This is a genomic window from Streptomyces sp. HM190 (genome assembly GCF_009857135.1).
In the GTDB taxonomy this organism is placed as follows: domain Bacteria; phylum Actinomycetota; class Actinomycetes; order Streptomycetales; family Streptomycetaceae; genus Streptomyces; species Streptomyces heilongjiangensis.
In genome coordinates, this window is sequence record NZ_CP047318.1 from 3778927 (window position 1) to 3803907 (window position 24981).

At 70.4% G+C, this 24981-nt stretch carries 25 protein-coding genes and 2 pseudogenes; 11 read left to right on the forward strand and 16 right to left on the reverse strand.

Going from position 1 to position 24981, the window contains the following annotated elements:
- The first annotated feature begins 211 nt into the window (after nucleotides 1-211).
- The 5 genes from GSY65_RS15905 to GSY65_RS15925 all read left to right on the forward strand — a co-directional run bounded on the left by GSY65_RS15905 (nucleotide 212) and on the right by GSY65_RS15925 (nucleotide 6006).
- Complete coding sequence (locus GSY65_RS15905) at nucleotides 212-970, forward strand: GOLPH3/VPS74 family protein (protein ID WP_159768844.1); 759 nt, start codon at nucleotides 212-214, stop codon at nucleotides 968-970.
- A gap of 577 nt (nucleotides 971-1547) precedes the next feature.
- Nucleotides 1548-2408 carry a helix-turn-helix domain-containing protein gene (locus GSY65_RS15910; RefSeq protein WP_159768847.1) on the forward strand — a complete coding sequence of 287 codons (861 nt, stop codon included), beginning with the start codon at nucleotides 1548-1550 and terminating at the stop codon, nucleotides 2406-2408.
- A 261-nt stretch (nucleotides 2409-2669) separates the two neighbouring features.
- A complete protein-coding gene (locus tag GSY65_RS15915; RefSeq protein WP_055537993.1) occupies nucleotides 2670-2879 on the forward strand; it encodes a DUF397 domain-containing protein in 210 nt (69 codons plus the stop codon).
- Between the two features lie 381 nt (nucleotides 2880-3260).
- Nucleotides 3261-4115 carry a hypothetical protein gene (locus GSY65_RS15920; protein WP_159768850.1) on the forward strand — a complete coding sequence of 285 codons (855 nt, stop codon included), beginning with the start codon at nucleotides 3261-3263 and terminating at the stop codon, nucleotides 4113-4115.
- 229 nt (nucleotides 4116-4344) lie between these two features.
- Nucleotides 4345-6006 (forward strand): N-6 DNA methylase, encoded by a 1662-nt coding sequence (locus GSY65_RS15925; RefSeq protein WP_159768853.1) that lies wholly within the window; start codon nucleotides 4345-4347, stop codon nucleotides 6004-6006.
- Here GSY65_RS15925 and GSY65_RS15930 read toward each other — a convergent pair.
- From GSY65_RS15930 to GSY65_RS15940, 3 genes are all read right to left on the reverse strand, one after another.
- Nucleotides 5992-6144: a hypothetical protein gene (locus GSY65_RS15930; protein WP_159768856.1), complete on the reverse strand. Its 153-nt coding sequence runs from the start codon at nucleotides 6142-6144 to the stop codon at nucleotides 5992-5994. The genes GSY65_RS15925 and GSY65_RS15930 overlap by 15 nt on opposite strands.
- Before the next feature lie 519 nt (nucleotides 6145-6663).
- Complete coding sequence (locus tag GSY65_RS15935; RefSeq protein ID WP_159768859.1) at nucleotides 6664-7023, reverse strand: hypothetical protein; 360 nt, start codon at nucleotides 7021-7023, stop codon at nucleotides 6664-6666.
- Entirely contained in the window at nucleotides 7020-7499 is a 480-nt protein-coding gene (locus tag GSY65_RS15940) for a hypothetical protein (RefSeq protein WP_159768862.1), read from the reverse strand. Before GSY65_RS15940 ends, GSY65_RS15935 begins: the two co-directional genes overlap by 4 nt.
- A gap of 81 nt (nucleotides 7500-7580) precedes the next feature.
- Here GSY65_RS15940 and GSY65_RS15945 point away from each other — a divergent pair, with 81 nt between their 5' ends.
- On the forward strand, nucleotides 7581-7775 hold the full coding sequence (locus GSY65_RS15945; protein WP_236579810.1) for a hypothetical protein: 195 nt from the start codon (nucleotides 7581-7583) through the stop codon (nucleotides 7773-7775).
- A gap of 370 nt (nucleotides 7776-8145) precedes the next feature.
- On the opposite strand, the gene GSY65_RS15950 is transcribed toward GSY65_RS15945, so the two are convergent.
- The 4 genes from GSY65_RS15950 to GSY65_RS15970 all read right to left on the reverse strand — a co-directional run bounded on the left by GSY65_RS15950 (nucleotide 8146) and on the right by GSY65_RS15970 (nucleotide 10356).
- Nucleotides 8146-8472, reverse strand: coding sequence for a nucleoside triphosphate pyrophosphohydrolase (locus GSY65_RS15950; RefSeq protein ID WP_236579812.1), 327 nt, complete (start codon nucleotides 8470-8472; stop codon nucleotides 8146-8148).
- A gap of 168 nt (nucleotides 8473-8640) precedes the next feature.
- A complete protein-coding gene (locus tag GSY65_RS15955) occupies nucleotides 8641-8793 on the reverse strand; it encodes a hypothetical protein (protein WP_159768868.1) in 153 nt (50 codons plus the stop codon).
- A gap of 130 nt (nucleotides 8794-8923) precedes the next feature.
- On the reverse strand, nucleotides 8924-9265 hold the full coding sequence (locus GSY65_RS15960) for an XRE family transcriptional regulator (RefSeq protein WP_159768871.1): 342 nt from the start codon (nucleotides 9263-9265) through the stop codon (nucleotides 8924-8926).
- Between the two features lie 731 nt (nucleotides 9266-9996).
- Nucleotides 9997-10356: a hypothetical protein gene (locus GSY65_RS15970; protein ID WP_159768877.1), complete on the reverse strand. Its 360-nt coding sequence runs from the start codon at nucleotides 10354-10356 to the stop codon at nucleotides 9997-9999.
- Nucleotides 10357-10514: 158 nt separating this feature from the next.
- Between GSY65_RS15970 and GSY65_RS15975 the strand changes: the two genes are divergently transcribed.
- Nucleotides 10515-10787: a GntR family transcriptional regulator gene (locus GSY65_RS15975; protein ID WP_159768880.1), complete on the forward strand. Its 273-nt coding sequence runs from the start codon at nucleotides 10515-10517 to the stop codon at nucleotides 10785-10787.
- Between the two features lie 80 nt (nucleotides 10788-10867).
- Here the strand turns inward: GSY65_RS15975 and GSY65_RS15980 are convergent.
- The 4 genes and pseudogenes from GSY65_RS15980 to GSY65_RS15995 all read right to left on the reverse strand — a co-directional run.
- A pseudogene (locus tag GSY65_RS15980) lies at nucleotides 10868-11154 on the reverse strand (SAM-dependent methyltransferase); the annotation flags it as partial.
- 10 nt (nucleotides 11155-11164) lie between these two features.
- Nucleotides 11165-12292, reverse strand: coding sequence for a hypothetical protein (locus GSY65_RS15985; RefSeq protein WP_159768883.1), 1128 nt, complete (start codon nucleotides 12290-12292; stop codon nucleotides 11165-11167).
- 183 nt (nucleotides 12293-12475) lie between these two features.
- Nucleotides 12476-13576, reverse strand: coding sequence for a PASTA domain-containing protein (locus GSY65_RS15990; RefSeq protein ID WP_236579814.1), 1101 nt, complete (start codon nucleotides 13574-13576; stop codon nucleotides 12476-12478).
- Nucleotides 13577-13653: 77 nt separating this feature from the next.
- A complete protein-coding gene (locus tag GSY65_RS15995; protein WP_159768886.1) occupies nucleotides 13654-13794 on the reverse strand; it encodes a hypothetical protein in 141 nt (46 codons plus the stop codon).
- Nucleotides 13795-14174: 380 nt separating this feature from the next.
- Between GSY65_RS15995 and GSY65_RS16000 the strand changes: the two genes are divergently transcribed.
- Together GSY65_RS16000 and GSY65_RS16005 are read left to right on the forward strand one after the other, a co-directional pair.
- Entirely contained in the window at nucleotides 14175-14963 is a 789-nt protein-coding gene (locus tag GSY65_RS16000; protein WP_159776030.1) for an SDR family oxidoreductase, read from the forward strand.
- Between the two features lie 286 nt (nucleotides 14964-15249).
- Nucleotides 15250-16827 carry a sodium:solute symporter family protein gene (locus GSY65_RS16005; RefSeq protein WP_159768889.1) on the forward strand — a complete coding sequence of 526 codons (1578 nt, stop codon included), beginning with the start codon at nucleotides 15250-15252 and terminating at the stop codon, nucleotides 16825-16827.
- Nucleotides 16828-17005: 178 nt separating this feature from the next.
- On the opposite strand, the gene GSY65_RS16010 is transcribed toward GSY65_RS16005, so the two are convergent.
- From GSY65_RS16010 to GSY65_RS16020, 4 genes and pseudogenes are all read right to left on the reverse strand, one after another.
- A complete protein-coding gene (locus GSY65_RS16010) occupies nucleotides 17006-17647 on the reverse strand; it encodes a class I SAM-dependent methyltransferase (RefSeq protein WP_159768892.1) in 642 nt (213 codons plus the stop codon).
- A 52-nt stretch (nucleotides 17648-17699) separates the two neighbouring features.
- The gene (locus GSY65_RS33285) at nucleotides 17700-18083 is read right to left on the reverse strand and encodes a DoxX family protein (protein WP_201452554.1); all 384 of its coding nucleotides are present in this window, start codon (nucleotides 18081-18083) and stop codon (nucleotides 17700-17702) included.
- Between the two features lie 205 nt (nucleotides 18084-18288).
- Nucleotides 18289-18461, reverse strand: a pseudogene (locus tag GSY65_RS33290) (phosphotransferase-like protein); the annotation flags it as partial.
- A 278-nt stretch (nucleotides 18462-18739) separates the two neighbouring features.
- Nucleotides 18740-19855 carry an ADP-ribosylglycohydrolase family protein gene (locus GSY65_RS16020; protein WP_159768898.1) on the reverse strand — a complete coding sequence of 372 codons (1116 nt, stop codon included), beginning with the start codon at nucleotides 19853-19855 and terminating at the stop codon, nucleotides 18740-18742.
- Between the two features lie 219 nt (nucleotides 19856-20074).
- On the opposite strand from GSY65_RS16020, the gene GSY65_RS16025 reads away from it, so the two are divergent.
- Both GSY65_RS16025 and GSY65_RS16030 read left to right on the forward strand, forming a co-directional pair.
- Nucleotides 20075-21523: an FG-GAP-like repeat-containing protein gene (locus GSY65_RS16025; protein WP_159768901.1), complete on the forward strand. Its 1449-nt coding sequence runs from the start codon at nucleotides 20075-20077 to the stop codon at nucleotides 21521-21523.
- A 172-nt stretch (nucleotides 21524-21695) separates the two neighbouring features.
- Nucleotides 21696-22217 (forward strand): DUF2165 domain-containing protein, encoded by a 522-nt coding sequence (locus tag GSY65_RS16030; protein WP_159768904.1) that lies wholly within the window; start codon nucleotides 21696-21698, stop codon nucleotides 22215-22217.
- 22 nt (nucleotides 22218-22239) lie between these two features.
- Here GSY65_RS16030 and GSY65_RS16035 read toward each other — a convergent pair whose 3' ends face one another.
- Complete coding sequence (locus GSY65_RS16035) at nucleotides 22240-24834, reverse strand: bifunctional FO biosynthesis protein CofGH (RefSeq protein ID WP_159768907.1); 2595 nt, start codon at nucleotides 24832-24834, stop codon at nucleotides 22240-22242.
- Nucleotides 24835-24981: the final 147 nt, after the last annotated feature.

Genomic DNA, 24981 nt, shown 5'->3' on the forward strand with positions numbered 1-24981 from the left:
CTGTGAAACCCGCCGCCCGGACACTAGCCACCCACGCACCACCGCGCCGCGCCACTGTCCGAACCATGTACCAGTGTCCTGTGTGCGGGCTTGACCCCTGCGATAGACGAGAACGACATACCTACCGGTTCCACTACATTCCGGTCACGCACCCTCGACAGACCAATGTGAGAGGGGTCACCCTGTCATTCATCCACGCGGGGAGGCATGGATGGGCAGGAGCCGCAGAACACTTCCGGAGGAGCTTCTGTTGCTGGCGTTGGACCCGGCCACGGGTACCACCGCACAGCCGCAGTCGCTCGACCTTGGTCTGGCCGGAGCGCAGCTAGTGGAGCTGGCGCTGGCCGGGCGGATAGCCCCAGACGGGGATCGTATCGCCGTGGTGTCCCCACGGCCGACTGGAGATCCAACACTGGACTGCGCGTTGGAGTTGCTGCGAAGGCGTGGCGCTCCGGTCCGTGCGGTGCACTGGATCGGCGGGCCCCGGCTGGGGCTGCGCCAGACCTACCTGTCACACCTGGAGCGCTGCGGCATGGTGCACGCCGTCGCGGGCCAGATGTGCGGGGTGCTGCCGACGACGCGCTACCAGGCGACGGACACGGCCATCAGCCGGGAGATCAAGGCCCGGCTGGACTCCGCGATCCGCACCGGCGTACCGCCGGACCCGCGGACGGCCGCGCTCGCCGCACTGGCCCACGCCGTGGGCCTCGGCAAGCACCTGTACCCGGGGAACGAGGGACGCTCGTCCCGCTCCCGGCTCAGGGACCTCATCCGGCACGACCCCATGGGCGGTCTGGTGGCCCACGCTGTCATGGACGTGCAGAACGGCGTGGCCGCACAGCCACGCCGCAGCCCGGCACCGGCCGGCCGGCAGGCCGCCCCCGGCGCCCGGCCACCCGCACCGGAACCCGCCCGCGGTGTTCCGATGCAGCCGCGGCGCGGCTCGATGGCACGCGTCGTGGCGCACTGAGCAGCCTGAGCACCCGAGCGTCGACACGCCAACCCCCCGGCGTACCGGCGCTGTTGGGCGGCGCGACCCGTCGCCGTCGCCGTCGCAGCACCGAACCGAACCGTCGGTCCATCACGTCACCGTAGGTTCATCGCCGCACCACCCGCACCACCCGCACCACCCGCACCACCGAACGACCCGCAGCACCGAACGACCCACAGCACGACGCACACCGGTGCGCACCGCTCGCACCGTCGGCGTCGGCGCCGACCCGAACCGCCTCACGGGACCCCAGAACCCGGTTCGGGAGCCGCCGGATCGCGCGGGGCGCGCGAGGCCGTAGGGACACGCTCGGCCGGTCGATCCGTCGACCGTCCGGGCCGGTCCGTACGACAGGGCCTCGCCGCCCCGCGCGGTCGCATGTTCCGATGCTGACCGTATATTCGGCGGAGAACCCCCCAAGGCGGAAAAACTACGGCGTGAACGGCGCGCACACAGCGCGTGTCCGCTGTTTTCCAGCGGCACTGGGCACATTGGTGGCAATCTGCTCAGCAGCAGATACGCAAAGTAGAGGCCCGCAGCCGGAGGTGCACGTCCCGTGGCGTCCAATGTCAATCCCACCGTCAGGCGACGCCGGTTGGGCCAGGAGCTGCGCCGGCTCCGTGAGCTCAAGGGCATGACCGCCGAGGAAGTGGCCGAACGGCTGCTGGTGTCCCAGTCGAAGATCAGCCGACTGGAGAACGGCCGCCGCAGCATCAGCCAGCGTGACGTCCGCGACCTCTGCGGGGTCTACGAGGTCGAGGACCAGCGGGTCGTCGACTCGCTGATGCAGATGGCCAAGGACTCACGCCAGCAGGGCTGGTGGCACGCGTTCGGCGACGTCCCGTACAGCGTCTACATCGGCCTGGAGACCGACGCGGCCAGTCTGCGCGTGTACGACCCGCAGGTCGTCCCCGGGCTGCTCCAGACCCGCCCGTACGCCGAGGCCCTCATCGCGGGCGCGCTGCCCGAGACGATGCCCGGCGACATCGAGAAGCGGGTCCAGGTACGCATGAGGCGACAGGAACGTATCTCCGCACCGGAGAGCCCCCTGCGGCTGTGGACGGTCCTCGACGAGGCCGCACTGCGCCGGGTGGTCGGCAACCGCTCCCTGATGCGGGAGCAGTTGGAGTACCTGGTCGAGCAGTCCCAACTCCCGCACGTCACCGTGCAGGTGATCCCCTTCGACCTGGGTGCGCATCCCGGCCTCAACGGCCAGTACGCGATTCTGGAGTTCCCGGACGCCTCGGACTCCAGCGTCGTCTACATCGAGGGCGTCACGAGCGACCTGTATCTGGAGAAGCCGGGCGACGTCCAGAAGTACAGCGTGATGTATGAGCACTTGAGGGCACAGGCCCTGAATGTGGATCAATCCCGCCAGTTCATCGCCGACATCGCGAAGGAGTATGCGCGGTTGTAGGCCCTGAGCGGCTTGATCATGGCGCCGCGAGATCGAAAGGGGCGTAATATACACCCCGGCATCCCCGAGGGGAAGACCCAAGGGGAATATGCCACTCGTGCGAGTGAATAGTCGCTTCGTCAGCCGATGTTGGCGAGTAGCGTCGATCACGTCAAGGAAAATCAACGACCTTGGCGGAAACCGAACTGTGGGGTCCGGGGACGGACGTGTTCCCGCAGTTCGGCGACAGCACTCAATGACCAACCGGCTAGCGGAGCAGAAATGGCAATTCAGCAAGGCGCCACGGACACGTGGGTCAAGTCCTCGTACTCCACGGGCAACGGCGCGTGCGTCGAGGTCAAGTCCCCCGTCGTCGCGGCGCTCTCCGTGCGTGACTCCAAGGTTTCCGACGGTCCGACCCTGGCGTTCCCCGCCGACTCGTGGAACGCGTTCGTCACCGGGGTCAACCGGGGAGCCTTCGACCTCGCGTGACCATGGCTCACCCCCACAAGAAGCACAACTTCACACACACCAACTGACAGAGCCCTCTCGACCGGCCCGCCGTCCTGGCCGAGGGGGCTCGGCCTTGCCCGCCCACCACACCAACCACCGCGCCACCGACACCACTACCGACACCACCGACCCCACCGCTCCCGCGCCCGCTCCCACTCCCGCCCAGCCGCTTCCCCTCCTGACCGACTCGACGCCCAACCGCCTCCCCGTCCGGTTACCGCAGTCGGTCCGCGTACCGGTCCTCCTCCGGACGCGGTCACAGATCCGTCCGTCGGGCCGACGTGCGGGATCGCTGAACCCGGGCGAAGTCGGGCGGACACCCGCCTTCAGATCTGACGCGTTGTCAGCTAAACCGGACCCATGACAGCCGACCACACGAAGGCGGACGAGACCCGCAGCCATCTGTACGGCGAACTGGCCGCCGTCGGCCCCTACGGAGCCGACCTCGGGCACGCGCTCATCACCATGGTCGAGCCGCACCCCGGCCGGGAACGCGAGTACAACCGCTGGTACGAAGACGACCACTTCATCGCAGGCGCGATGGCCATGCCCTGGATGTACGCCGGGCGCCGCTGGGTGGCCACACGGGACCTGCAACTCCTGCGCTACCCGGAGAAGTCCGCCGTCGCACAGCCGGTGACGGCCGGGTGCTACATGTCCGTCTACTGGATGACCGCCGGCCGCTACGCCGACCACATGCGCTGGACCGTCGGCATCAACCGGCGCCTCAACCGCGACCATCGGGTCTTCCAGGACCGCACCCACGTCTTCACGGCCTTCCAGGACCACGCGGTGACCGTCTACCGCGACGCCGAGGGCCCGCGCGACATCCACGCCCTCGACCACCCCTACGCCGGACTCGTCGTCGAGGTCATCGACAGCGACTCCCCCGCCGGTCGCGCGGAACTGATCACCTGGCTGCGCGACGAGCACCTCCCACGACGCCTGGCGGGCTCACCCGCGGCCATGGTGACCGTCTTCACGCCGACCCCCCTGCCCCTGGACCGCATGTCCTACGTCAAACAGGTCGAGGGGGTCGGGACCCGGCTGACCCTGCTGTGGTTCCTCCGGCAGGACCCCCGCGACACCTGGCACGAGCACTTCACGGACCTGGACACGTCGGTGGCGGCCTCGGGGCTGGGGGAGGTGCAGTTCGTCGCCCCGTTCATCCCGACGCTGCCCGGGACGGACCGGTACGTGGACGAGTTGCGGTGAGCCACCGAACACCGCGGACGTGAGCCGCCGAACACCGCGGACCGGCACACGCCCCACCCAGGACCAGGAGCAGCGGCGGAACGCATGCGGCGCGTTGTCACCGCGAGCGCAACGGCGTCGTGGTTACGGCGGGACTCGCTCTCCTCAGGAGCGCCAAGGCTGAGATGTGTACAACGTCAACACACTCCCGCGATTGATGGGTGTAGGGGATCCGTGTACGGTGACGCGCATGGCAGACCATCCCGCCCCATCTGCCGGTGGACCGCTTGTCACCGGCTCCGAGATCGCCAGGCTCGCCGGTGTCACGCGTGCCGCCGTCTCCAACTGGCGGCGGAGGTACGAGGACTTCCCGGCACCCGCGGGCGGCGGTGTGAACAGCCCGCTGTTCGACCTGGCCTCGGTGCAGGCGTGGCTGGACAGGCAGCGCAAGGGCCAGGACGTGTCGGAGGAGGTGCAGTTGTGGCAGGCCCTGCGGGGGGCCTACGGCGACGACATGATCGGCGGGCTCGTCGACGTCGCCCGGCTCCTCGCCGGTCACGAGGGCGAGGTCCGCGAAGCCCTTCCGGCCGATGCCGTGCGACTGGCGCGGCAGCTCGGCGACAGTGGATCACCCGGCGACGTGGTGAGCGCGCTGACGGAACGGTTCACCGACTCAGTGCGCCGGGCCGGCTGCGACCAGGTCACCTCACCGCGCATCGTCCGGGCCGTGCGGCACTTCGCAGGTCAGGTGCCGGACGACGCGACCCTCTTCGACCCGGCGTGCGGTATCGGGACGCTCCTGCTGACCGTCGGGCCCGAGCGGGGTCCGAGACGGTGCGGTCAGGAGATCGACACCCGCAGTGCTCGATTCGCACAGCTGAGAGCCGACCTCACGGGGCGTACCGACGTCGACATCCTCATCGGGGATTCACTGCGTGACGACCACTGGCCGGACCTCAGGGCCGATCTGGTCGTCTGCGACCCACCCGTGGGCTCCCCCGACTGGGGGCGCGAGAAACTGCTCCTCGATCCCCGGTGGGAGCTCGGCACACCCTCACGTGCCGAAAGTGAGCTCGCCTGGCTGCAACACGCTTACGCGCACACCGCACCGGGCGGCCGCGTCCTCATGGTCATGCCCGCCTCGGTCGCCTACCGCAAGGCCGGCCGCCGAATCCGGGCCGAGCTCGTGCGCCGCGGCATCCTCACGGACGTCATCGCCCTCCCTCCCGGCAGCGCTGCCTCGCACGCGCTCCCCGTACACCTCTGGCATCTGCGTCGCCCCCTGTCCCCGGACGACGCCGCCGCGGCGGTGCGCATGGTCGACCTCACGGCGAACGACCCGGACGGCCCCATGGAGCCGGTGCCCGGCCAGACGGCGGACGTCCCCCTGATCGAACTCCTCGACGACGCCGTGGATCTCACTCCCGGCCGTCATGTCGAGGAGTCCCACCGCGACTACACGACGGAGTACCAGGCACTGCGCAGGGAGCTGGTGGAACAGACGCGGCTCCTGGCAGATCTGCTGCCTGCTCTGGCGGCGGGCACCGGTCCGAGTGCGCTGGAGGGGCCGTCCGTCAGCGTAGCCGACCTCGCGCGTGCCGGGCTGGTCGAGTACGGCGACCCGGAGCCGGTCTCGGTGAGCGATCAGCTGGACACCGACTACCTCCGGGGTTTCCTGCGCAACGCGGCGAACGCCCGGCGGTCCACGAGCGCCAGCGGCACCTACCGTCTCGACAGCAAGGGCGCCCGCATCCCGCAGATGGACATCGCCGAGCAGCGACGGTATGGGGCGGCGTTCCGCGCACTGCAGGAGTTCGAGGAGCTGGCGCGCAGAGTCACCGAACTCAGCAAGCAGGCGGCCGCGCTGGCCAGGGACGGCCTCGGCAACGGGGCGCTCTCACCCGAGGAGTGACGTTCGGCGAGACTTCCGCATCGCCTGCGCACGCCTGCCTTGCTCGCGCAGCAGGTCCCGCACCTGGGGTGCGAGGTCGGAGCGGTGGAGGCGGTCGAGGAGGAGGTCGCGCAGGGACGCGGAGGGCTGCTCGGTCATGGTCGGTTCCCGTTGTGCGGGCGCGGCGAATGGGGCCACGCGGGCTGTTGATACGCCTTGTTTGCACTACGAGCATGATGAGAGCACGTTAACGATGTCAACACGCTTACGAGATATCACTTATTCGAACTTGTGTACACATGGGGAGCGTCAGTCCTGTGGAGTGGGCCCGCTAAGGTGACCGCATGTCCTCCGCGCACCTCCTGATCATCGGAGACCGCACCGCGCTGAGCTGGGTGATCACCGAGCAGCGGATGGCTTTCCCGCCGGGCCGGGCCAGGACGGCGCGCACGCTGAGGCAGGGCGACGAGGTGTTCCTCTACACCAACGGAGTGGGCCGTAGACATACGACGCCCGACCGCCGCACCGGACGACGAACCGGATCCGGGGAACGAGGGGCTGCGAATCGGCGTACCGGCTCCGGGCGGCCACGTCGAGCGGCAGGGCGGGCCGAAGGGGTCACGCGGAACGGGAGGTCGATTCTCGCCCTCCCGTTCCATCCCCAACGGCTACCTGAGATCAGCCCCGGTCTGTGGCTCGCGGGTGCCCCGTACCGGCGAAGGTGATCCAGCAGGTCTCCCGGACGGTGTCGAGGAGGTACCAGATGCGTCCGCCGCCGGTCACCTCGATCTGCCACTGCTCACAGGTCCGCCCGCGGTGGGTCCCGTGCGCCAGACCGCCCTTGAGGCGGTGATGCCGGGGAGTCTCGGTGACCGGTCTGGGAGCGGTGCGCATGGTGATCCAGGCTCGGTAGGTGTTCTCGCGGGCCTGCTGGGCGAGGCTCTCCCAACCCTTGGCCGAGGCCGCGTCGGCGAACCGGACCTCCCAGTGGCCCTCTGGCGCCGGCGGTGCGGCGCGGTCGCCACGCCCCGCGGTCATGCCGCGTCCCGCGGATCTGGTGCCGGGCCGTAGTCCTCGCCGTGATCCCTGGTCAGTGCGGCCAGCAGTTCGGGGTCGGAGTAGACCTCGGCGGTGTGCTGCCAGGCGATGAGCAACTGGGCGACGGACGCGCTGTTGCCGATCGAGTCGGCGGCGCGCATGGTGTCGACCAGTTCGACGGCGAAGGCGTGGAGATCGGCCTCGGGCAGGAACCGGATCCACGGGAACGCGTCCGGCAGTATGTCGAGCAGCAGTTCCATGCTGCCGGGCTCGCGGCGCGCCATCGCGACCAGCATCCGGGTGGCTGCTGACACCACGGTCTGGTCCTGCTCGGCCCGCGTCGCGGTGGTGAGGATCAGATCCTCACCGTCTCTGCGGCGCAGGATCAGTCTCGGCGATTCATGGAGCCGGGCAAGGGTCTGCCTGTTCTTGTTCACCAGCTCGGAGAAGTTCACGGCTGCGTTTTCGGCACTCACAACTTTGAAACTACTTCGAAACTAGACCCGGCACCATCACCCAGGAGAGGGACGCGGAGTGATGGACCGGCTACCCGCCTCGTGAACGGTCGGATCCAGGCGCTGGCCGGCACGTGGGACACCGAACGCGCTGTCCTGGCCCTGCGCGTCGCCGGGTACGAGCCGACGAGCGGCGAAGCTGCCGCCAAGGAGGCTCGCCGCGTCCTACGGGAGCTGGCCGATGAGGGCCTCATCGTGAGACCGGACCCCGGCCAGGCGGTGTATCGACTGGCGTAGTCCTCCCTCGAGGTTCGGCGCTCCCCGTCAAGGGATGACGGGCGCCTGGAAGCCGTTCGTCTTGATGTGGGCGATGGCCGACGGGTGGCTGGTCAGCCACTCGCCGCACACCCGCCGGCGCGGGGAGATACCGTCTCCGAACTCGGGGCGTACCTCCGCGACGACCTTCCCGCCGGGCCGGGCTCCAGCCGACCGAGGACGCCCCGGTGCTGCCGCTGCCCGGGGTCTGCCATGCCGTCCTGACCAAACCGACGGCGTAAGACGTACTGGCGAACGCCCCCAGCCCCCTGCGGCCTGGCGCACGAAGCCGCGCTCCAGGGAACGTACCCAGTCGAGCACGAAGCGCTGTACCGACCTCTCGCCGAGGTGCTCAGCGGTTGCCGGTCCAGACGACGCGGTCCGCGAACCCGCCGCGCTCGTTCGCCTTGGCCTCGCGGATCTTCTCCAGCTGGTCCCTGTCGATCCCCAGGTCCGCGGCGAGCGCGTGCACGACCTCCAGCACGTCGGCGAGTTCCTCCGGCGCCTTGGCGTCGTCGGCCTCCAGGAACTCGGCGATCTCCTCACCGAGCTTGTCCCGCAGGCGGTTGCGGTACTCCTCCGGGCTCGCCGTGTAAGTGACGGGCTCGGACCCGTCCTCGCGGATGATCTGCGGAATCCGGTCCCGCACCAACTTGCCGTACGCACTCCAGCGGTTCACCGGTTGTTCTCCCGCACCCGTCACCGCGAGGCAGGCCCCGACAGGCTGCCTCCTCATGCCGAGGCAGCCTAGGGAAATCGCCTCACCACTCGCCATGCGAACCGCGAATCCCACCCGCTCGGGTCCAAGGTCGGGATCGTCCTGCCTTCACCGCATGTTGACTCCGCGTCACCGCAACTGTGGCCGGGGAAGCAGGGACGTGTGCGCGCAGTCGTAGCCGATCGTCTGAGCCGAGCAGTGGCGCACGGTCAGGACGACCAGGACCGACATCGGCACGATGGGTGGGCTGTTCGTGGTCGTCGCCCGGGAAGAGGGCGGCATCGAGCGCTTCCGGGCGGGTGACTATGCGCTGGTGGACACCCCCGGCCGCATCCTCGGCGCCACCTTTACGGGCCTGGGTGCGAGGTCTCCCTCGCGCCCAGGCCCGACGACCACCCTCAAGTGCACAGCCCTACCCCAGCACAAGCGATTCGTCGCCGAAGTCGGCCACGAGCTTGAGCTTTCCACCGAGGGCTTCGACGTAGGCGGCAAGCGTGTCGACCTCGGAGCGGCTGAGCGCACCCTTCTCGATGGCCGAGGCACGCCCCTGGGTGACGCAGAGGATCTTGGCCACCGCTGTCTGCGTCATGTGCTGGCGCTTGCGGACTTCTGCGAGGCGGTAGGCGCGCACTTCGGACAGGAGCGCGGCGGTGCCCTGTTGGATCTCCTCCTGCTCCTGCGGGGAGAAGTGGAACTCTTCCTTGAGGTCGTCCCAGTCGACAGCGTTCGCAGTGCTCTGCTTCTTCACGCTCATGACTCCTCCCTGTACGCCGCGTACGCTTCTTCCGCTTCCTTGATCGCCGTTCGATACCACCCGGACCAGTTGCCTGCCTTGTCCGCGTCGACCAGGATCACGGCGTTCCGCTTCCGCTACCGGTCACGTGGGCCGTGGCCGGTGCGGCAGCGCGGGCAGCGGCACGGGGGCCACCCGAGGGAAACCGGCGGGAGCGTGGCCGCGCCGGGTGCGTATGCGGTCGGCTCCGCCACGCCGACTCGGCGTCCGTCTCCGTCGAGGCGGTAGACGCTGAGCGTCAGGCGGGAAGCGCCAGGCTCGGGGGGCGTTCCGGCGTTCACCGGTCATCCCCGGGCGTGTGCGTACGGGGAGGGCAAGGGCAGCGCCGCAGCGACGGGAGACCGACCGTCCCGGGCAACGACACCTCGCGGGTCCGACGGCACAGCTCCCGCACCGGGTCGTGCGCTGGAGCGCGGTCGAGGGTCGGCACCCCGACCCTGGGCCCGCCGCTCACCTCTCGCCCTCGCCACGGCCGGCCTGCGGCGGCAGTGACAGCACTTCCGGCACGCGCGGGAAGTGCGGGGCGCAGTCCCGGCACGCGTACACCGTGAAGCCGGGACCGGAACCCTGGTGCACCGCTGAGACGACGACCGGCGCGTCGGTGATCGCACAGCAGCGGACACACATACGTACCGGCACCCGCGTCCCACCCGGGACGACCTCGGGGTGCTCGCCCCGCTCAGCCGTCCCACTCATCCGGCCACCGCCCCGGCGCCCACCACATGCAGGTCGAGGTCGATTCCGAAGTCCGCCGCGAGAACCATCGCGACACGGCGCCGCCGCTGCCGCGCCCGCTCCCACTCCAACGCCCGCTCCCGCTCGGCGAGAACGACATACGGCCGGACCACGGCCGTCGCCTCACCGGGCAACGGCTCTTCGAGACCGTACGGCGACCGCCGCACCGGAGGCCACGGCGCAGCAGCGCCGGGCGCCTCCGGCATACACGCGAGGGTCTGCGTGGCGGTGCGTGTGCCCGCCCTGCGCCTGCCGGTACCGGGGACAAGCACACCCAGGATCCACCGCGCGAAGGCGTGGATAATGCTCACTGTCATCAGCTCCTCAGAGGCTGGTGGCCATGCCCCCGGACGTTCGCCGCGTCGCGGGGGTACTTACGTCATGAGGACCGTACCTCCATCTTGTCTACCTCGTCTAGGACGTCTAGAACGTTGCCAATATGCGCAGCGTACGGAACATATCTAACGTCCTGGTCATGGAAATTGATCGCTTCGATCCGACACCCATCTACAAACAGGTGGCGCGAGTGATCCGCGCCAAGATCGAGTCCGGCGAGCTCCGGCCGAAGGACCCGATCCCGTCCGAGTCGAAGCTGGTCGCCGACTACGGCGTCGCCAGGGACACCGCGCGCCAGGCCGTTGCGCTACTGCGCTCTGAAGGATGGGTGATCACCCTTCCCCAGCGAGGCACGTTCGTTGTTGAGCGGCCGCCCGCCAGCGCGCCTGAGAGCAGCCAGTCCGCCAACTGACCAATGGTGGTCGGCCTGGTGGTCCACCGCGCGGCCCCGGCCGGTTGGGAAGTACGTCGGCCGGGGCCGTGACGCGATGGTCAGGCGCGGGCCTGGACGATGAGCGTGCCGATGTGCCCGGCTTTCGAGGCCTCCACCACCGTGGCCTCAGCGGACGTGAAACCAGCTCGGAGCAGGTGCCCCTCCCCCACTGCGGGCCTGTAGCTGTACCGGTGAGTGAACATGGCCTTCCCGGCGAACCCGCCCTTGTACCTGCCCTGCGCCCCGTAGGCGCCCGGGATGGCCGGCGGCTGGGAGAACACACGAAGACGCCACCCGGTACGAGGTGCTCGCGGACGAGGGGGAAGAGGCGGGACGGGTCGGTGAACCCCTCTCTGTCAGCCTTGATGGCAGCGATCCCGAAGCTCGGAGATGACGGCTCTCTCGCGTGCGTTGACGTCACCGTCCACGGCGGCCACCTGGTTGGCCGCCTCGATGAGGTCGCTCAGATCGCCTGGCTCGGCGTCCAGGCGTCGCCACACCTCGGCGGGGTCGATGTCGACAAGGCGAGCGAGGTCGTCGTCGACGACCTGATGCTGTTCCCGGACCAGCCTCACCAGATGGCGCATCAACAGCGCCTCATCGTCCGCGATCTTGCGGTTCGCCCTGATGACGAGCCACGCGACCCACAGCATCGACTGCGGGTGCCGACTCCGCTTGCTCAGCCCTTCGGCGACCTCGATCACCCGAGCCTCGTTCCGGAAGACGGCTTGCGCGTGCCGCCCCGCGACCAGCGTCGTGTAGCGGTTCAACATCACCGCAAGGGGAACGCCGACCAGGGGGATACCGATCTTGATGACGTTCTTCTGCAGGAGGTGCTTGCCAACGACCGGAAGCGCCTTCGCGGCGGTGAGTACCTCGCCGGAGTAGAAGCGCTTGATCAGCGGACGCACGATGGCCGGGACCGCCTTGGTCACCCCCTCCCGGACCGCTTCCCCACTCTTGATCGTGAAGGCCACTCGGATGAGCTTCCACAGATCATCAGGGTCGGACAGGTTGAGCGGTACCTGGTAGAGGACTGCGATGTCATAGGCCAGGCGGAGCTGGAGCCGAGTGGTGTACGCGACGTCGACCATCATCGTCGCGACGGCGGCCGGGACAGTCGCCGGCGAGGCCCCGCCAAGGCTCCCGAGGGTGGAGACGACGGCCGCCGTGTAGGCCCCGGCGGAGAGCCCGCCTTCGATCGCGGCATACCGGGCCGCCATCTTGATCCGCTGATCGACTATGCCATCCGGCGGTACGCCCTCGTACCGCTCCTGAAAGTATTGCCAGTCGACCTTCGCGGTATAGGAACTCATGGCCTGGGCACAGAGCTTGGTGAACCAGCCACCTGACTTGATGTCGTCCGCGCTCAGTCCTTTGACGAACTCGCGTATTTCCGAACGCTCTTGCTCGACAGTTTCCCTTTCTGCGTCGGGAACGGCCTCTGTGTCGGCATTGGCGGCGCCAGTCGGGGCTTCGGCCATGGCGGGTCCTCCCAGGTTGCTTCCATCGGAGCGGTGGTCTCTGTGCGGGCGACTGCCCTGTGGCGGCTGCGGCAGAGGCGTCGCCGTGGGACGGAGTGCTGACGCGGTGTCTGCGTCCTTGCGCTCCGCCTACTGCATTGGGGCTCCTGGCAACGGGGATGGCTGGGCAGCCAGCGGTTCGGCTCAGGCGCTACGCCACCGGTTGCGGCCGTCGGATCCGGGGCCGCAGACCATGGGGGTACCTGCCTTGGAGACGCCAGTTGCGCCAGCTGGGGAGCAGAACGAACCGGGGTGGACGGTACCGACGCTGCCGCCACCGGTGGAACCGCCGGAGGAGGACGAGGAGCCGCCGTCGGTCGCACCGCCGCCTCCGGTGGTGCTGTTGTCATTGTCGTTGCCGTAGTCGGGGTCGTTGGCCGGGATCTTGTACGTCGTGTTCTTCGCCGAGGGGCAGCGCTGGACGAGGTCGAGGTCGGTCCACTGGCCCAGGTCGAGGCGGATCTTGGTAGTGGACGTGACCTTGGTTCCCTCGTCCGGAGACTGGAAGCACACGCGCCATTCGTCGCCGTCCTCCGCTGCCTCCTCGGCGGTCGGAGTGTCGATGTCGAGGTAGACGTCGTCGAGCGTGACACGGTCGAGGGCGATACCGGCCTGCTTCAGATCCTCGGCGGCCGAGTTGAACGTGGCGCCGACGACGTCCGGCATCTTGGGCCACGGCAGCGGGCCGCCGTCCTTCTCGGGGCATGGCTCGGTGCTCTTGACGGCTGCGAAATCGATGGTCTGCGCTGTCGTGTCGGCTTTCTGGAAGCACACTGTCCAGCCGGACCGCAGGATGATCACCCGGTCCTCGTCGGCCGCGTCGTGGTGGCCGGTGGTGTAGCCGGCGGAGCGTGCCTGCTTCTCCGCCTCGTCGAGCGGGCGACCGGTGTAGTCGGCGGCCTTGGTGGACTGGGACGCGGTCGGCGATGCGGAGACGGTTTCGGCGCTCGCGCCGCCCTGGCCCCCTGACTTGGCATCGGCCTTGCCTGCCTCGTTGTCGTCGAGCTGTCCACCCAGGCCCGCGCCGACCGTCAGGAGCACCAGGGCTCCGAACGTCGCGCCGAGCCTGGCGAACCAGCGCCACGGTGGCAGCACCCATACGGCCACCATGGCGGCGATCATCACTAGGAAACCCAGGGGGAAGCTGAATGCACCAAGCAGGGCGACCAGGGCAAGGATGCCGAGCACGGCCTGTGTGCTTTTCCACCAGGGGCGGGACAGGGCTGGGGTGTTGTACGGGTTCACGTGGTGCTCAACTCCTCAGGCGCACGCCCAGGCACGGTGGGCTCGCGCAGGCCCTCGCGCGGACCAGGATCGGGCTGTCAGGTGGAGTGTCCGGGGCCGTGGCCCGGCGGCGGGGTGATGGGAGCGTGCAGATCCTGGGCCCGGTGGACCTCCGCCATATCGCCCTGGCCGATGACGCGCCCCATACGGAATCCGCCGTCGACGAGCCCCTGGTCCACTGCCGCTCCTCTGCCCACTGCCCGCACCCTCCCGGTTCCGGAACGGAACGCGCCCCCTGATGTGCTGCCGCACGGACCATGGTGTCAGAACGGACAGTGAGGCAGCCGCGACTGTACGCAAAGAGGTCCACATTGAGTGGAGTCATTGCGCGTTGACATCATCAACATGCCCGGCACCAACCGCCGCCGACGTAGCGGCGTGACAACCCACCCCGAGCACACGCGACTACGGACGCCGCGCGGGCCGACGGCGGTCGGTTCGGCGTCCGTGGGGCTGCGGGTGTCGTCCGGCATGGGTGGTTCCCTTCCTTCCTCCGCCGGTCCCACCTACTCTGACGCCCCGTCAGATAGAGCGTCGGACCCTGGAGGTAGCGATGTCCCTGCCACTGCTGGGCGGCAAGACCGTCGTCGTGTCGGGTGTCGGGGCGGGACTCGGGCACCGGGTGGCCGCGGCGGTCGTACGGGACGGCGGGAACGCCGTGCTGGGGGCGCGTACGGAGGCGAACCTCGCCAAGGCCGCGGCCGAGGTGGACCCAGGCGGCGCGCATACGGCGTACCGGGCCACGGACATCACCGACGAGGCGCAGTGCGAGGCGCTCGCGGCGCTGGCGCGGGAGCGGTTCGGGGGCGTGGACGCGGTGGTGCACGTGGCCGCCTGGGACAGCTGCTTCGGCGGCCTGGAGGACGCCGACTTCGCCACCTGGCAGGCGGTCCTCGACGTGAACCTGCTGGGCACCCTGCGGATGACACGGGCCTGCCTGCCGGCCCTGAAGGAGGCGGGCGGCGGCTCCGTCGTCATCATCGGGACGCAGTCGTCGGTCGCCGCGCCCTCGCAGGTGCGGCAGGCGGCGTACGCCGCGTCCAAGGGTGCGCTGACGAGCGCGATGTACTCGCTGGCCCGGGAGTTGGGCCCGTATCGGATACGGGTCAACACCGTGCTGCCGGGGTGGATGTGGGGGCCGCCGGTGGAGGCGTACGTCCGGTTCACGGCGCACGGCGAGGGGGTTCCCGAGGAGCAGGTGCTGGCGCGGCTCACCGAGCGGATGGCGCTGCCCGACCTGGCCACGGACGGGGACGTCGCCGACGCGGCCGTGTTCCTGGCCTCCGACCGGGCACGGGCGATCACCGGCCAGTCCCTGCTGGTCAACGCCGGGGAGCTGATGCGCTGAGCGGATGCGCCGAGCCGGTGGGCCAGGCCGGGGTGCCAGGCCGGTGGGCCGAGGTGGCCTGAGGGGCCGGGTGGATCTGCCGAGTCGACGCGCCGCACCGGCCCGTCGGGCTGATCGTTTTCAGCCACTTCGATGTTCATGTACATGAACCAGGGTCATCGCTCAGAACATTTTTACCCCCTCTTGACTTACCCCTTCCTTGCCGCGGGCATGCCACCCCACCCAGAGTTCACATGCCTGATCGTTCACCTGCCTGACCCTGGCGGCGGACCCTGGAAGGGGGCCCATGAACAGTCTCGACTGGGCCGTGCTCATCGGCTACTTCGGTGTGATGGTCGCGATCGGCGTCTGGTCGCACAAGCGAGTGGACAACGTCAGTGACTTCTTCACCGCCGGCGGCAAGATGCCGTGGTGGTTGTCCGGCATCTCGCACCACATGTCGGGCTACAGCGCCGTCATGTTCACCGGGTACGCCGGAATCGCCTACACGTGGGGCGTGACCTCGTTCGTGACGTGGTCCTTCCCCATCGCGCTCGGTATCGCCATCGGCTCCAAGCTGTTCGCGCCGCGCATCAACCGGCTGCGGTCGCGCCTGCATGTGGCGTCCCCGCTCGAGTACCTGAAGAACCGCTACAACCTGCAGACCCAGCAGGCGCTGGCCTGGTCCGGGATGCTGCTGAAGATCGTGGACGTCGGCGCGAAGTGGGCCGCGATCGCGACCCTGCTGTCCGTCTTCACCGGGGTCTCCCTGAACCAGGGCATCCTCATCACCGGCAGCATCACCGCCGTCTACTGCACCATCGGTGGACTGTGGGCGGACGCGCTGACCGAACTGGGCCAGTTCATCATCCAGTTCCTGGCCGGTATCGCGATGTTCGTGGCCGTCTTCGTCAGGCTGGACGACTACGGCGGCTTCTTCGGCGTCTGGGACCGCCCGGAGCTGGAGGGTCACGGCGAGCCCCTCGTCGGCCCGTACGGGACCGTCTTCCTCCTCGCGTTCCTCTTCATCAAGCTGTTCGAGTACAACGGCGGCATGCTCAACCAGGCCCAGCGCTACATGGCCACCGCCACCCCCTACGAGGCCGAGCGCTCCGCCCGGCTGTCGGCGATCCTGTGGCTGGTCTGGCCGCTGGTGCTGTTCTTCCCCATGTGGATGTCGCCGCTCCTGGTGACCTCCGAGAAGGGCGACGGCTCCGACACCTACGCGCTGATGACCGAACAGCTGCTGCCGCACGGGCTGTTGGGCCTCGTCATCGTCGGCTTCTTCTCCCACACCATGGCGATGTGCTCCTCCGACGCGAACGCCATCGCCGCCGTCTTCACCCGTGACTGCGCGCCGGTCATGTGGCGCCGGGCGCGGGCCTGGAGCGAGGGGCAGGGGCTGCGGGTCGCCCGGATCGCGACCGTCGTGTTCCTCGGTCTGTCCATGGCGGCGGCCACACAGGTCAACTCCCCCGCCTTCAAGGACATCATCACCGTCGTCATCAAGTGGGTCGCCGGTCTGATGGGGCCGATGGCCATCCCGATGATGCTGGGTCTGCTGCGGCCGTTCCGCCGCTCCGGGCCGACGGCCGCGCTCACCAGCTGGGCGTGCGGGCTGTTCGCCTTCTGGCTGGTGAACTACCCGATCAACTGGAACGTCGAGGGCGGCGTCCCGCTCCAGTACCAGGTGTCCATCCCGCTGGCGGTGTCGCTGGTGCTGTACATCGTCATCGGCTTCATCAAGCCGGAGGACACCCCGGAACGGCTCGCCATCATCGAGAAGATCAACACGGACGGCGACGGCGACGGCCGCGGCAGCGCGGGAGCGGCGGTACCGGCTCCGGGAACGGGGAAGGACGCGGCCAGCCCCACGGGGGTCTAGCCCGCTCCGAGGGCCTGTGGCCCGGGGACCGAGGGGACCGCTGTCCGGTGGGGATCCGGGCGGCGGCCCCGTCGGCGTACGGCCACCCACGGCCCACGGCGGACCGGCAGCCCACGGCCCCCGCCGCACGGCGGTGCGTCGCGTGGTACGGCCCACGCCGTACCGCGTGACGCGCCCGCTACTTGTCCAGCCGCATCAGCAGGTGCCCCCGCCGGAACCGCTCCCCCTCACGGGGCTCGCGCAGCATGCGGCCGATCTCGGTGAACCCGAACTCGTCTGTCAGTGACGCGAGTTCGTCGATCGGCCAGCGGTAGGCCGTCGTCACCTTGTGGTCGAACTCGGTGACCGGCCCGCCCTCCGACTCGAAGAAGCCGAGCAGCAGATGCCCGCCGGGCGCGAGGACCCGGCGGAACTCCGCGACGTACGCGGACACCTCGCGCGGCGGGGCGTGGATCACCGAGTACCAGGAGACGATGCCGTCCAGCTCGTCGTCGGCGAGGTCGAGCGCGTGCATGGAGCCGACCTCGAACCGCAGGTCGGGGTAGGACTCCCGGGCCAGCCGGATCATCACCGGCGACAGGTCGATGCCGAGGACGTCGAGCCCGAGGTCCCGCAGATACGCCGTCACCCGGCCGGGGCCGCACCCCAGCTCGGCGACCGGCCCGCCGTCGACGGCCCGCACGGAGTCGGCGAACGCGGCGAGCATCGCCCGGTCCAGCGGAAGGGAGTCGAACTCGTCCCTGACGAGTTGGGCGTAGAGGACGGCGATGTCGTCGTACGCGGCCGCTGTCGTACTGAGATGCGAGGGGAGTCCAGTCACAAGCGAGGACCCTAGGGCCCCGCCCCCGCGCGGACCACCGTTTTCCGCCGGGTCAGGTGGTGAACGGCTGCGGACCGAAGCGGCCCCACGCGACGAAGGCCGCGAGCGCGAGATAGACGACGTTCAGCGCCACGAACCGGAACTCGCCGAGCCGGCCGTGGGTGATCATCGCGCCGATCATCAGCAGCACCCAGCACACGGCCGTCACCGGCACCAGGACCGGCGCGATCCCGAGCGCGGCGGGCAGGACCAGACCCAGGGCGGCCAGGAGTTCCAGTACGCCGAGGGCCTTGACGAGACCCGGCTCGACTGCGGCGGTCCATTCCCCGCCCGGCGCCGCGGCCAGCTTCTCCCCCGGCACGAACGTCTTCGTCACACCACCGGTCAGCGCCACCGCGGCCAGCAGTCCCGCACCGATCCAGAGGGCGAGGTTCATGACAGCCACACTCCCGTCGTTCGTGGTCCGCCCCGCCGCCGCGGCGGGGTTCGACAACGAGACGGCACGGGGCGGCCGTTCGTGACATGGGCAGAGACAGAGGAAGAGGAAGAGGAAGAGGAAGAGGAAGAGGAAGACAGCGGCAGGGACAGCGACGGGGACAGAGACAGGGACAGGGACAGGGACAGGCGGGCGACGGGGGCCTTCAGTCGAGGTGGGCCGCGACGGTGCGGGCGCAGGCGAGGGGGCGGTGCGGGTGGTGTCGATCTCCAGGTCGTAGGTGACGCCCTCGTGGACCAGGGTGACCTGAAGGGCGGCCATGCCGTGGGGGCGGTCGCCCCGGGCTGCCTCGCGGGCCGCGGCCACCGCGCTGTCGCAGTCCTAGCGGTCGAGCCGCTCCAGGTCCGGCCGCATCACCACGGCGCGCAACTCGGCCAGCGGCTCCGCGTCCGCCACCGAGGCCCCCGCAGGGTCCAGTCCGCCATGCTTTCCTCTCTCGACAGCCGCGACGGCGCCGACGCCTTCCGCGCCGCGCCCCCGTCTTCCGCTCCCCCGTGACACACCGCGGGCCACCGCGGCGCACCGCGGGGCCCCTCTCACCGGTGTCCCTCACGCCCGTCTCACCGGTGTCCCTCACGCCCGTCGGCCGTGACCGCTCAGCCGCGCGGGTATCGCGCCAGCCAGCCCGGTACCGCGCCGTTGGGGCTGTGCAGGGCGGGTCCCTGGGTCATCTCCAGGGCGAAGTCGTCGGCCAGGACCAGGAGGGTGGGGCGGCCCTCCAGTTCGGCCAGCCAGGCCGGGGGCAGCGCCGTCTCGCCGTGCAGGGCGCCGAGGAGGCCGCCGGTCAGGGCGCCCGCCGCCTTCGACGGGCCGCTGTGGTTGACCGAGAGGCACAGGCCCTGGCGTACGTCCTCGCCGACGAGCGCACAGTAGACGGCGACGGCGAGCAGCCGGTCGGCCGTGCCGGGGTCGGCCAGCTCCTCCACGAGCGCCGGGGAGGGCGGGCCGGTACGCACCGCGGCGAGGGCCTGCTGGAGGGCCTCGGCGACGGGCTGGTGGCCGGGGCGGGCGGCGAGCAGCACCAGGGCCTTCTGCACGGCGGCGTCCATGCTCTCGCCCCGGGCCAGGGCGTGCACGACGACGGCGTACGAGCCGGCCGTGAGGTAGGCGGTGGGGTGACCGTGGGTCTGGGCCGCGCACTCGACGGCGAGCTGGAAGACGAGCTGGGGCTCCCAGCCGACGAGGAGACCGAAGGGGGCCGAGCGGGCGGCGGCCTCCGCGCCGGGCGCGCCGGGGTTCTTGGGGGCGTCGAGCGTGCCCATGGTGCCGTCGGCGAAGCCGAGCAGGCAGACGCGGGACGGGTCGCGCCGGGCGTACAGCCACTCCTCGCGGGCGAGCCAGCCGTCGTCCTTGCGGCGCTCGTCGGGGCCCCAGTCCCGCTGGGTCGCCGCCCAGCGGAGGTAGGCCCGGTGCAGGTCGGTCGGCGGGTGCCAGGCGCCGGTGTCGCGGCGGACCTGGGCGCGGATCAGGCCGTCGACGGTGAAGAGGGTCAACTGGGTGAGGTCGGTGATGGCGCCGCGTCTGCCGTAGGCGGGCGCCAGGTCGGGCAGGCCCTCCGGGCCGTACGCCTCGCGGATCCGGGGCAGGGTCAGCGACTCGACGGGCGCGCCGAGGGCGTCGCCGACGGCCGCGCCGAGCAGCGTTCCGCGCACCCGGCTGCGGAAGTCCTGCTGTTCGGCACGCCCCCAGACGGCCCCGGCTGTCGCACCCACCCCGGCCTCCTCACGGCCCCACCCCGTACGTCAGTACGTAAGTACATCCGTACGCCCGTACGGCCCGACAGTCCAGCACTGTAATCGAACAGGAACAGTCGGTTCAGGGGTCTCGACGAGCACGTTCCGGCACGCGGAGGGCAACCGTCGCGCACCCTCGGTGGTCAGACGGTCAGATGTGAACCATCGGTATCGACTGATCCAACTCCTGGAGAATCCGTGCCTCTTCGCACCAGCCGTCGCACGCGTCCTGCCACCGCCCGCCGGGCGCGCAGCCGCGCGGTCGCGGGCCGCGCGGCCGTCGCCGCCGTGCTGCTGGCCGCTCCGCTCGTCACGGCCGTCCCGGCCGCCGCCGCCCCGAGGGCGCCGGTCGTCGACTTCGACGGCGACGGTTACGCGGACCTCGCGACCGCCGCGCCCGAGGGCACCGTCTCCGGTGTGCGGTCCGCGGGCTACGTGGCCGTCGTGTACGGGTCCTCGGCCGGCGCCGACACCGCTCACCCGCTGATCGTCTCGCGGGCCCTGCCTTGGGTGCCCGGCGAGCCCTCGCCGCACCGCTTCGGCATGTCCACGGCCGCCCGTGACCTCGACGGGGACGGCTACACCGACCTCGTCGTCGGCGCCTACGAGGGCGCCGCCGTGCTGTGGGGCTCCGCGAGCGGTCTGTCCTCCGCCACCGAGCTCGACGGCACCGTCGGCGATCTGGCCGGCGGTGACTTCGACGGCGACGGCAGGGACGACCTCGCCCTCGCCCACGACGGCCGCCTCCAGGTCCGCCTGGGCCCGTTCACCCGCGACGGGGCACCGGCGGACACGCAGGTCTTCCCGGAGGACGAGAAGAAGGAGACCTGGGACGTCGTCGCCGGTGACATGAACGGCGACGGCAGGGACGACCTCGTCACCACCCACGGCTTCGAGGAGCGGTCGTACCCGACCCTCTGGTGGCCGGGCACCGCGACCGGGATCGACACCGAGCACCCCCGGACCACCGGCTCCCCCTCCGTCGGCGGCGTCGTCGCCGACGTGAACGGGGACGGCTACGGCGACTACGTCGGACAGCGCGTCGACGCCGTCTCCGAGATGCGGATGTACGAGGCGGGCAACGTCCGGGTCGTCTACGGCGGCCCCGACGGACCGAGCCCCCGGACCACGAGCATCACGCAGGACACGGCGGGCGTGCCCGGCGTGTCCGAGGCCGGGTACCGCGACGGTGACGACAGCGACTACGGCGACCGGTTCGGCGCCGCGCTCGCCGCCGGTGACGTGACGGGCGACGGCTACCCGGACGTCGCGGTCGGCGTGCCCGGCGAGGACATCGGGGCCGTGCGCGACGCCGGGTCGGTCGTGCTGCTGAAGGGCGGCCCCTCCGGGCTCACCGGCAGCGGCGCCCAGGCCTTCGACCAGTCCGGCTCCGGGGTGCCCGGTGTCTCCGAGGCCGGTGACCGGTTCGGCGGGACCGTCGCCCTGCTCGACGTCAACGCCGACGACCGCGCCGACCTCGCCGTGGGCGCGCCCACGGAGGACGGCACGTACGCGGACTCCGGCGCGGTGTGGCTGTTCCGCGGCTCGAAGGCGGGCCTGACCACGAACAACATCACGTCGTTCGGGCCCTCGGCCCTGAAGGCACCGCAGAAGGGCGCGCTCCTCGGCAGCGCGTTCGCCCGGTAGGCCCTGCCCCAGCCCCGGCCGGGGCACCAGCCTGGTCACAGGCCGGGGCACCGGCCAGGAGACAGGCCGGGGGTGGGGCATACGTTTCCGGCCATTCCGTGGCCGCTGGTTCCGGCCCAACGCGCCGAAAACCACCTGGGGTTGCCCGGATCCCTCGGGACATAGTTGATCCATGTCCGCTGATCCGAGACCTCGTTCGTCCCTTCTCCCTCTCGCCTCGACGCTCCTCGTCGGCACCGTCGCGCTCTACATGGCGCTCGTCGCCTTCAGCAACATCACCGACTTCGGCACCAACCAGCAGTTCGTACGGCATGTTCTCGCCATGGACACCACGTTCAAGGACGAGGACCTCATGTGGCGGGCGATCACGTCGACGGGCCTGCAGGACGCGGCGTACATCGCCATCATCGCCTGGGAGACGGTCGCCGCGCTGCTCCTCGTCGCGGCCGGGTACTTCTGGGCCGCCGCCCTGCGTTCCCGCGCCTTCCGCACCGCCCGCCGCTACAGCACCCTCGGCCTGCTCATGGTCCTCCTCCTCTTCGGCGCCGGCTTCATGGCCATAGGCGGCGAGTGGTTCGTGATGTGGCAGTCCAAGACCTGGAACGGCCTCGACGCGGCCCTGCGCGTGTTCCTGCTGAGCGCCGTGGTCCTGCTGGTCACGTGCCTGCCGCAGAACGACCCGGCGGACGACTGACGGGGCCACGGCGCCCAGGGCGTCACTCCAGGACGGGCAGCAGCTCCGGCAGGTGCCCGTCGGAGGCGGCGGCCGCGCGCTGCCGCTCCTGCGGTACCGGGCCGTACAGGGTGGTGCGCGGCCGTGCCGGGCGGCCCGCCGCCTCCGCGACGGCGATCAGGTCCTTCACGGACTTGTACGAGCCGTACGAGGAACCCGCCATACGGGAGATCGTCTCCTCCATGAGGGTGCCGCCGAGGTCGTTGGCGCCGGAGCGGAGCATCTCGGCGGCGCCCTCGGTGCCGAGCTTCACCCAGCTGGTCTGGATGTGGGGGATCCACGGGTGGAGGAGGAGGCGGGCCATGGCGGTGACGGCGCGGTTGTCCCGCAGGGTCGGGCCGGGGCGGGCGATGCCGGCGAGGTAGACCGGCGCGTTGGTGTGGATGAAGGGCAGCGTGACGAACTCGGTGAAGCCGCCGGTGCGCTGCTGGATGCCGGCCAGGGTCCGCAGATGACCCAGCCAGTGCCGGGGCTGGTCGACATGGCCGTACATCATCGTGGAGGTGGAGCGGATGCCCAGCTCGTGGGCGGTCGTCACCACCTCGATCCAGGTGGCCGTGGGCAGCTTGCCCTTGGTGAGGACCCAGCGGACCTCGTCGTCGAGGATCTCGGCGGCCGTGCCGGGGATGGAGTCCAGCCCGGCCTCCTTCGCGGCCGTCAGCCACTCCCGGATCGACATCCCGGTGCGGGTGGCGCCGTTGACGACCTCCATGGGCGAGAAGGCGTGGACGTGCATCCCCGGCACCCGCTCCTTGACCGCCCTCGCGATGTCGAAGTACGCCGTGCCCGGCAGGTCGGGGTGGATGCCGCCCTGCATGCAGACCTCGACGGCGCCCACGTCCCACGCCTGCTGCGCCCGGTCGGCGACCTGCTCCAGCGACAGGGTGTACGCGTCGGCGTCGGTGCGGCGCTGCGCGAAGGCGCAGAACCGGCAGCCGGTGTAGCAGACGTTGGTGAAGTTGATGTTCCGGGTGACGATGTAGGTGACGTCGTCGCCGACCGCCGACCGGCGGACGTCGTCCGCGACACGGCACAGCGCGTCCAGGGCGGGGCCGTCCGCGTGCAGCAGGGCGAGGGCCTCGTCGTCGCCGAGCCGGGTCGGGTCGTCGGCGGCCGTGCGCAGCGCGGCCCGTACGTCGGTGTCGATGCGCTCGGGTGCCATGCCGGGGGCGGCGGCCTCGCGCAGGGCGCCCCAGTCGCCGTAGACGGAGTCGAAGTCTTCGCGGCGGTCGCCGGTGCGGCCCTCGGTGTCGACGGCGGTGTGCAGATCGGTGCGTCCGGCGGCGACGAAGACCTCCTCGGGCTCCTGCCACGGGTGTCCCTCGACGACCGCGTCCGGGAGGGCGAGGCCGGTCTCCGGGTCGGCGAGCGCGCGGACGTGCGGGAGGAGCCGCGGGTCGAGCCAGGGCTCGCCGCGGGTCACGAACTCCGGGTACACGCAGAGCCGTTCCCGCAGTTCGAACCCGGCGGCGCGGGACCGTGCGGTGAGTTCCTCGATCTGCGGCCAGGGGCGCTCGGGGTTCACGTGGTCGATGGTGAGCGGCGACACACCGCCCCAGTCGTCGATGCCGGCGGCGATGAGGCGCTCGTACTCGCTGTCGACGAGGTTCGGCGGGGCCTGGATGCAGCCGGAGGGGCCCATGACGAGCCGGGCCACGGCGACGGCGGCGACCAGCTCGTCGAGTTCCGCGTCCGGCATGCCGCGCATCGCGGTGTCGGGCTTGGCGCGGAAGTTCTGGATGATCAGTTCCTGGATGCCGTGGTAGGCGCGGGCGATCTTGCGCAGCGCGAAGAGGGACTCGGCCCGCTCCTCGTACGTCTCGCCGATGCCGAGGAGGATGCCGGAGGTGAACGGGACGGACGACCGTCCGGCGTCCTCCAGCACCCGCAGCCGTACGGCGGGTTCCTTGTCGGGGGAGCCGTGGTGGGGGCCGCCCGGCTCGGACCACAGGCGGGTGGCGGTCGTCTCCAGCATCATGCCCATCGAGGGGGCGACCGGCTTGAGCCGCTGGAGGTCGGTCCAGCTCATGACGCCGGGGTTGAGGTGGGGCAGCAGCCCGGTCTCCTCCAGGATGCGGATGGAGATGGCGCGGACGTAGGCGATGGTGTCGTCGTAGCCGTGCGCGTCGAGCCACTCGCGCGCCTCCGGCCAGCGGTCCTCCGGCTTGTCGCCGAGGGTGATCAGGGCTTCCTTGCAGCCGAGGGCGGCGCCCTTGCGGGCCACGTCGAGGACCTCGTCGGGCGACATGAACATCCCGTGGCCGGCCCGGCGCAGCTTGCCGGGCACGGTGACGAAGGTGCAGTAGTGGCACTTGTCCCGGCAGAGCCGGGTGAGCGGGATGAACACGCTCCGGGAGTACGTGATGACGCCGGGCCGTCCGGCCTCGGCGAGCCCGGCGTCCCGCACCCGGGCCGCCGACGCGGCGAGGTCCTCCAGGTCCGCGCCGCGTGCCTGCAGCAGCACGGCCGCCTCGGCCACGTCCAGCGCCACGCCGTCGCGGGCCCGTTTCAGGGCGCGCCGCATGGAGTTCTGGGTGGGGCCGGTTCCCTGGCTGGCCTGGCTGGCGGAAGTCGTCATTCGTCGAGCATACGAGCGATGGCCTGGACGGCCTCGGGCGGCTCGTGATTCGGGGGTACGGGATCGCGGGCGGGCGAGGAAAAGGCGGTGAGCGGGCGCGCCGCTTTTCGGGTGGCCCAGCCGATTACGGCCCGGTGATCAAGACCC

What these genes read in the sequence shown, in the direction of transcription:
- GSY65_RS15905 (WP_159768844.1), top strand. Translation starts at nt 212, where the DNA reads ATGGGCAGGAGCCGCAGAACACTTCCGGAGGAGCTTCTGTTGCTGGCG.
- GSY65_RS15915 (WP_055537993.1), top strand. Translation starts at nt 2,670, where the DNA reads ATGGCAATTCAGCAAGGCGCCACGGACACGTGGGTCAAGTCCTCGTAC.
- GSY65_RS15920 (WP_159768850.1), top strand. Translation starts at nt 3,261, where the DNA reads ATGACAGCCGACCACACGAAGGCGGACGAGACCCGCAGCCATCTGTAC.
- GSY65_RS15925 (WP_159768853.1), top strand. Translation starts at nt 4,345, where the DNA reads ATGGCAGACCATCCCGCCCCATCTGCCGGTGGACCGCTTGTCACCGGC.
- GSY65_RS15930 (WP_159768856.1), bottom strand. Translation starts at nt 6,144, where the DNA reads ATGACCGAGCAGCCCTCCGCGTCCCTGCGCGACCTCCTCCTCGACCGC.
- GSY65_RS15935 (WP_159768859.1), bottom strand. Translation starts at nt 7,023, where the DNA reads ATGACCGCGGGGCGTGGCGACCGCGCCGCACCGCCGGCGCCAGAGGGC.
- GSY65_RS15955 (WP_159768868.1), bottom strand. Translation starts at nt 8,793, where the DNA reads ATGCCGCCCTCTTCCCGGGCGACGACCACGAACAGCCCACCCATCGTG.
- GSY65_RS15960 (WP_159768871.1), bottom strand. Translation starts at nt 9,265, where the DNA reads ATGAGCGTGAAGAAGCAGAGCACTGCGAACGCTGTCGACTGGGACGAC.
- GSY65_RS15970 (WP_159768877.1), bottom strand. Translation starts at nt 10,356, where the DNA reads ATGACAGTGAGCATTATCCACGCCTTCGCGCGGTGGATCCTGGGTGTG.
- GSY65_RS15975 (WP_159768880.1), top strand. Translation starts at nt 10,515, where the DNA reads ATGGAAATTGATCGCTTCGATCCGACACCCATCTACAAACAGGTGGCG.
- GSY65_RS15985 (WP_159768883.1), bottom strand. Translation starts at nt 12,292, where the DNA reads ATGGCCGAAGCCCCGACTGGCGCCGCCAATGCCGACACAGAGGCCGTT.
- GSY65_RS16005 (WP_159768889.1), top strand. Translation starts at nt 15,250, where the DNA reads ATGAACAGTCTCGACTGGGCCGTGCTCATCGGCTACTTCGGTGTGATG.
- GSY65_RS33285 (WP_201452554.1), bottom strand. Translation starts at nt 18,083, where the DNA reads ATGAACCTCGCCCTCTGGATCGGTGCGGGACTGCTGGCCGCGGTGGCG.
- GSY65_RS16030 (WP_159768904.1), top strand. Translation starts at nt 21,696, where the DNA reads ATGTCCGCTGATCCGAGACCTCGTTCGTCCCTTCTCCCTCTCGCCTCG.
- GSY65_RS16035 (WP_159768907.1), bottom strand. Translation starts at nt 24,834, where the DNA reads ATGACGACTTCCGCCAGCCAGGCCAGCCAGGGAACCGGCCCCACCCAG.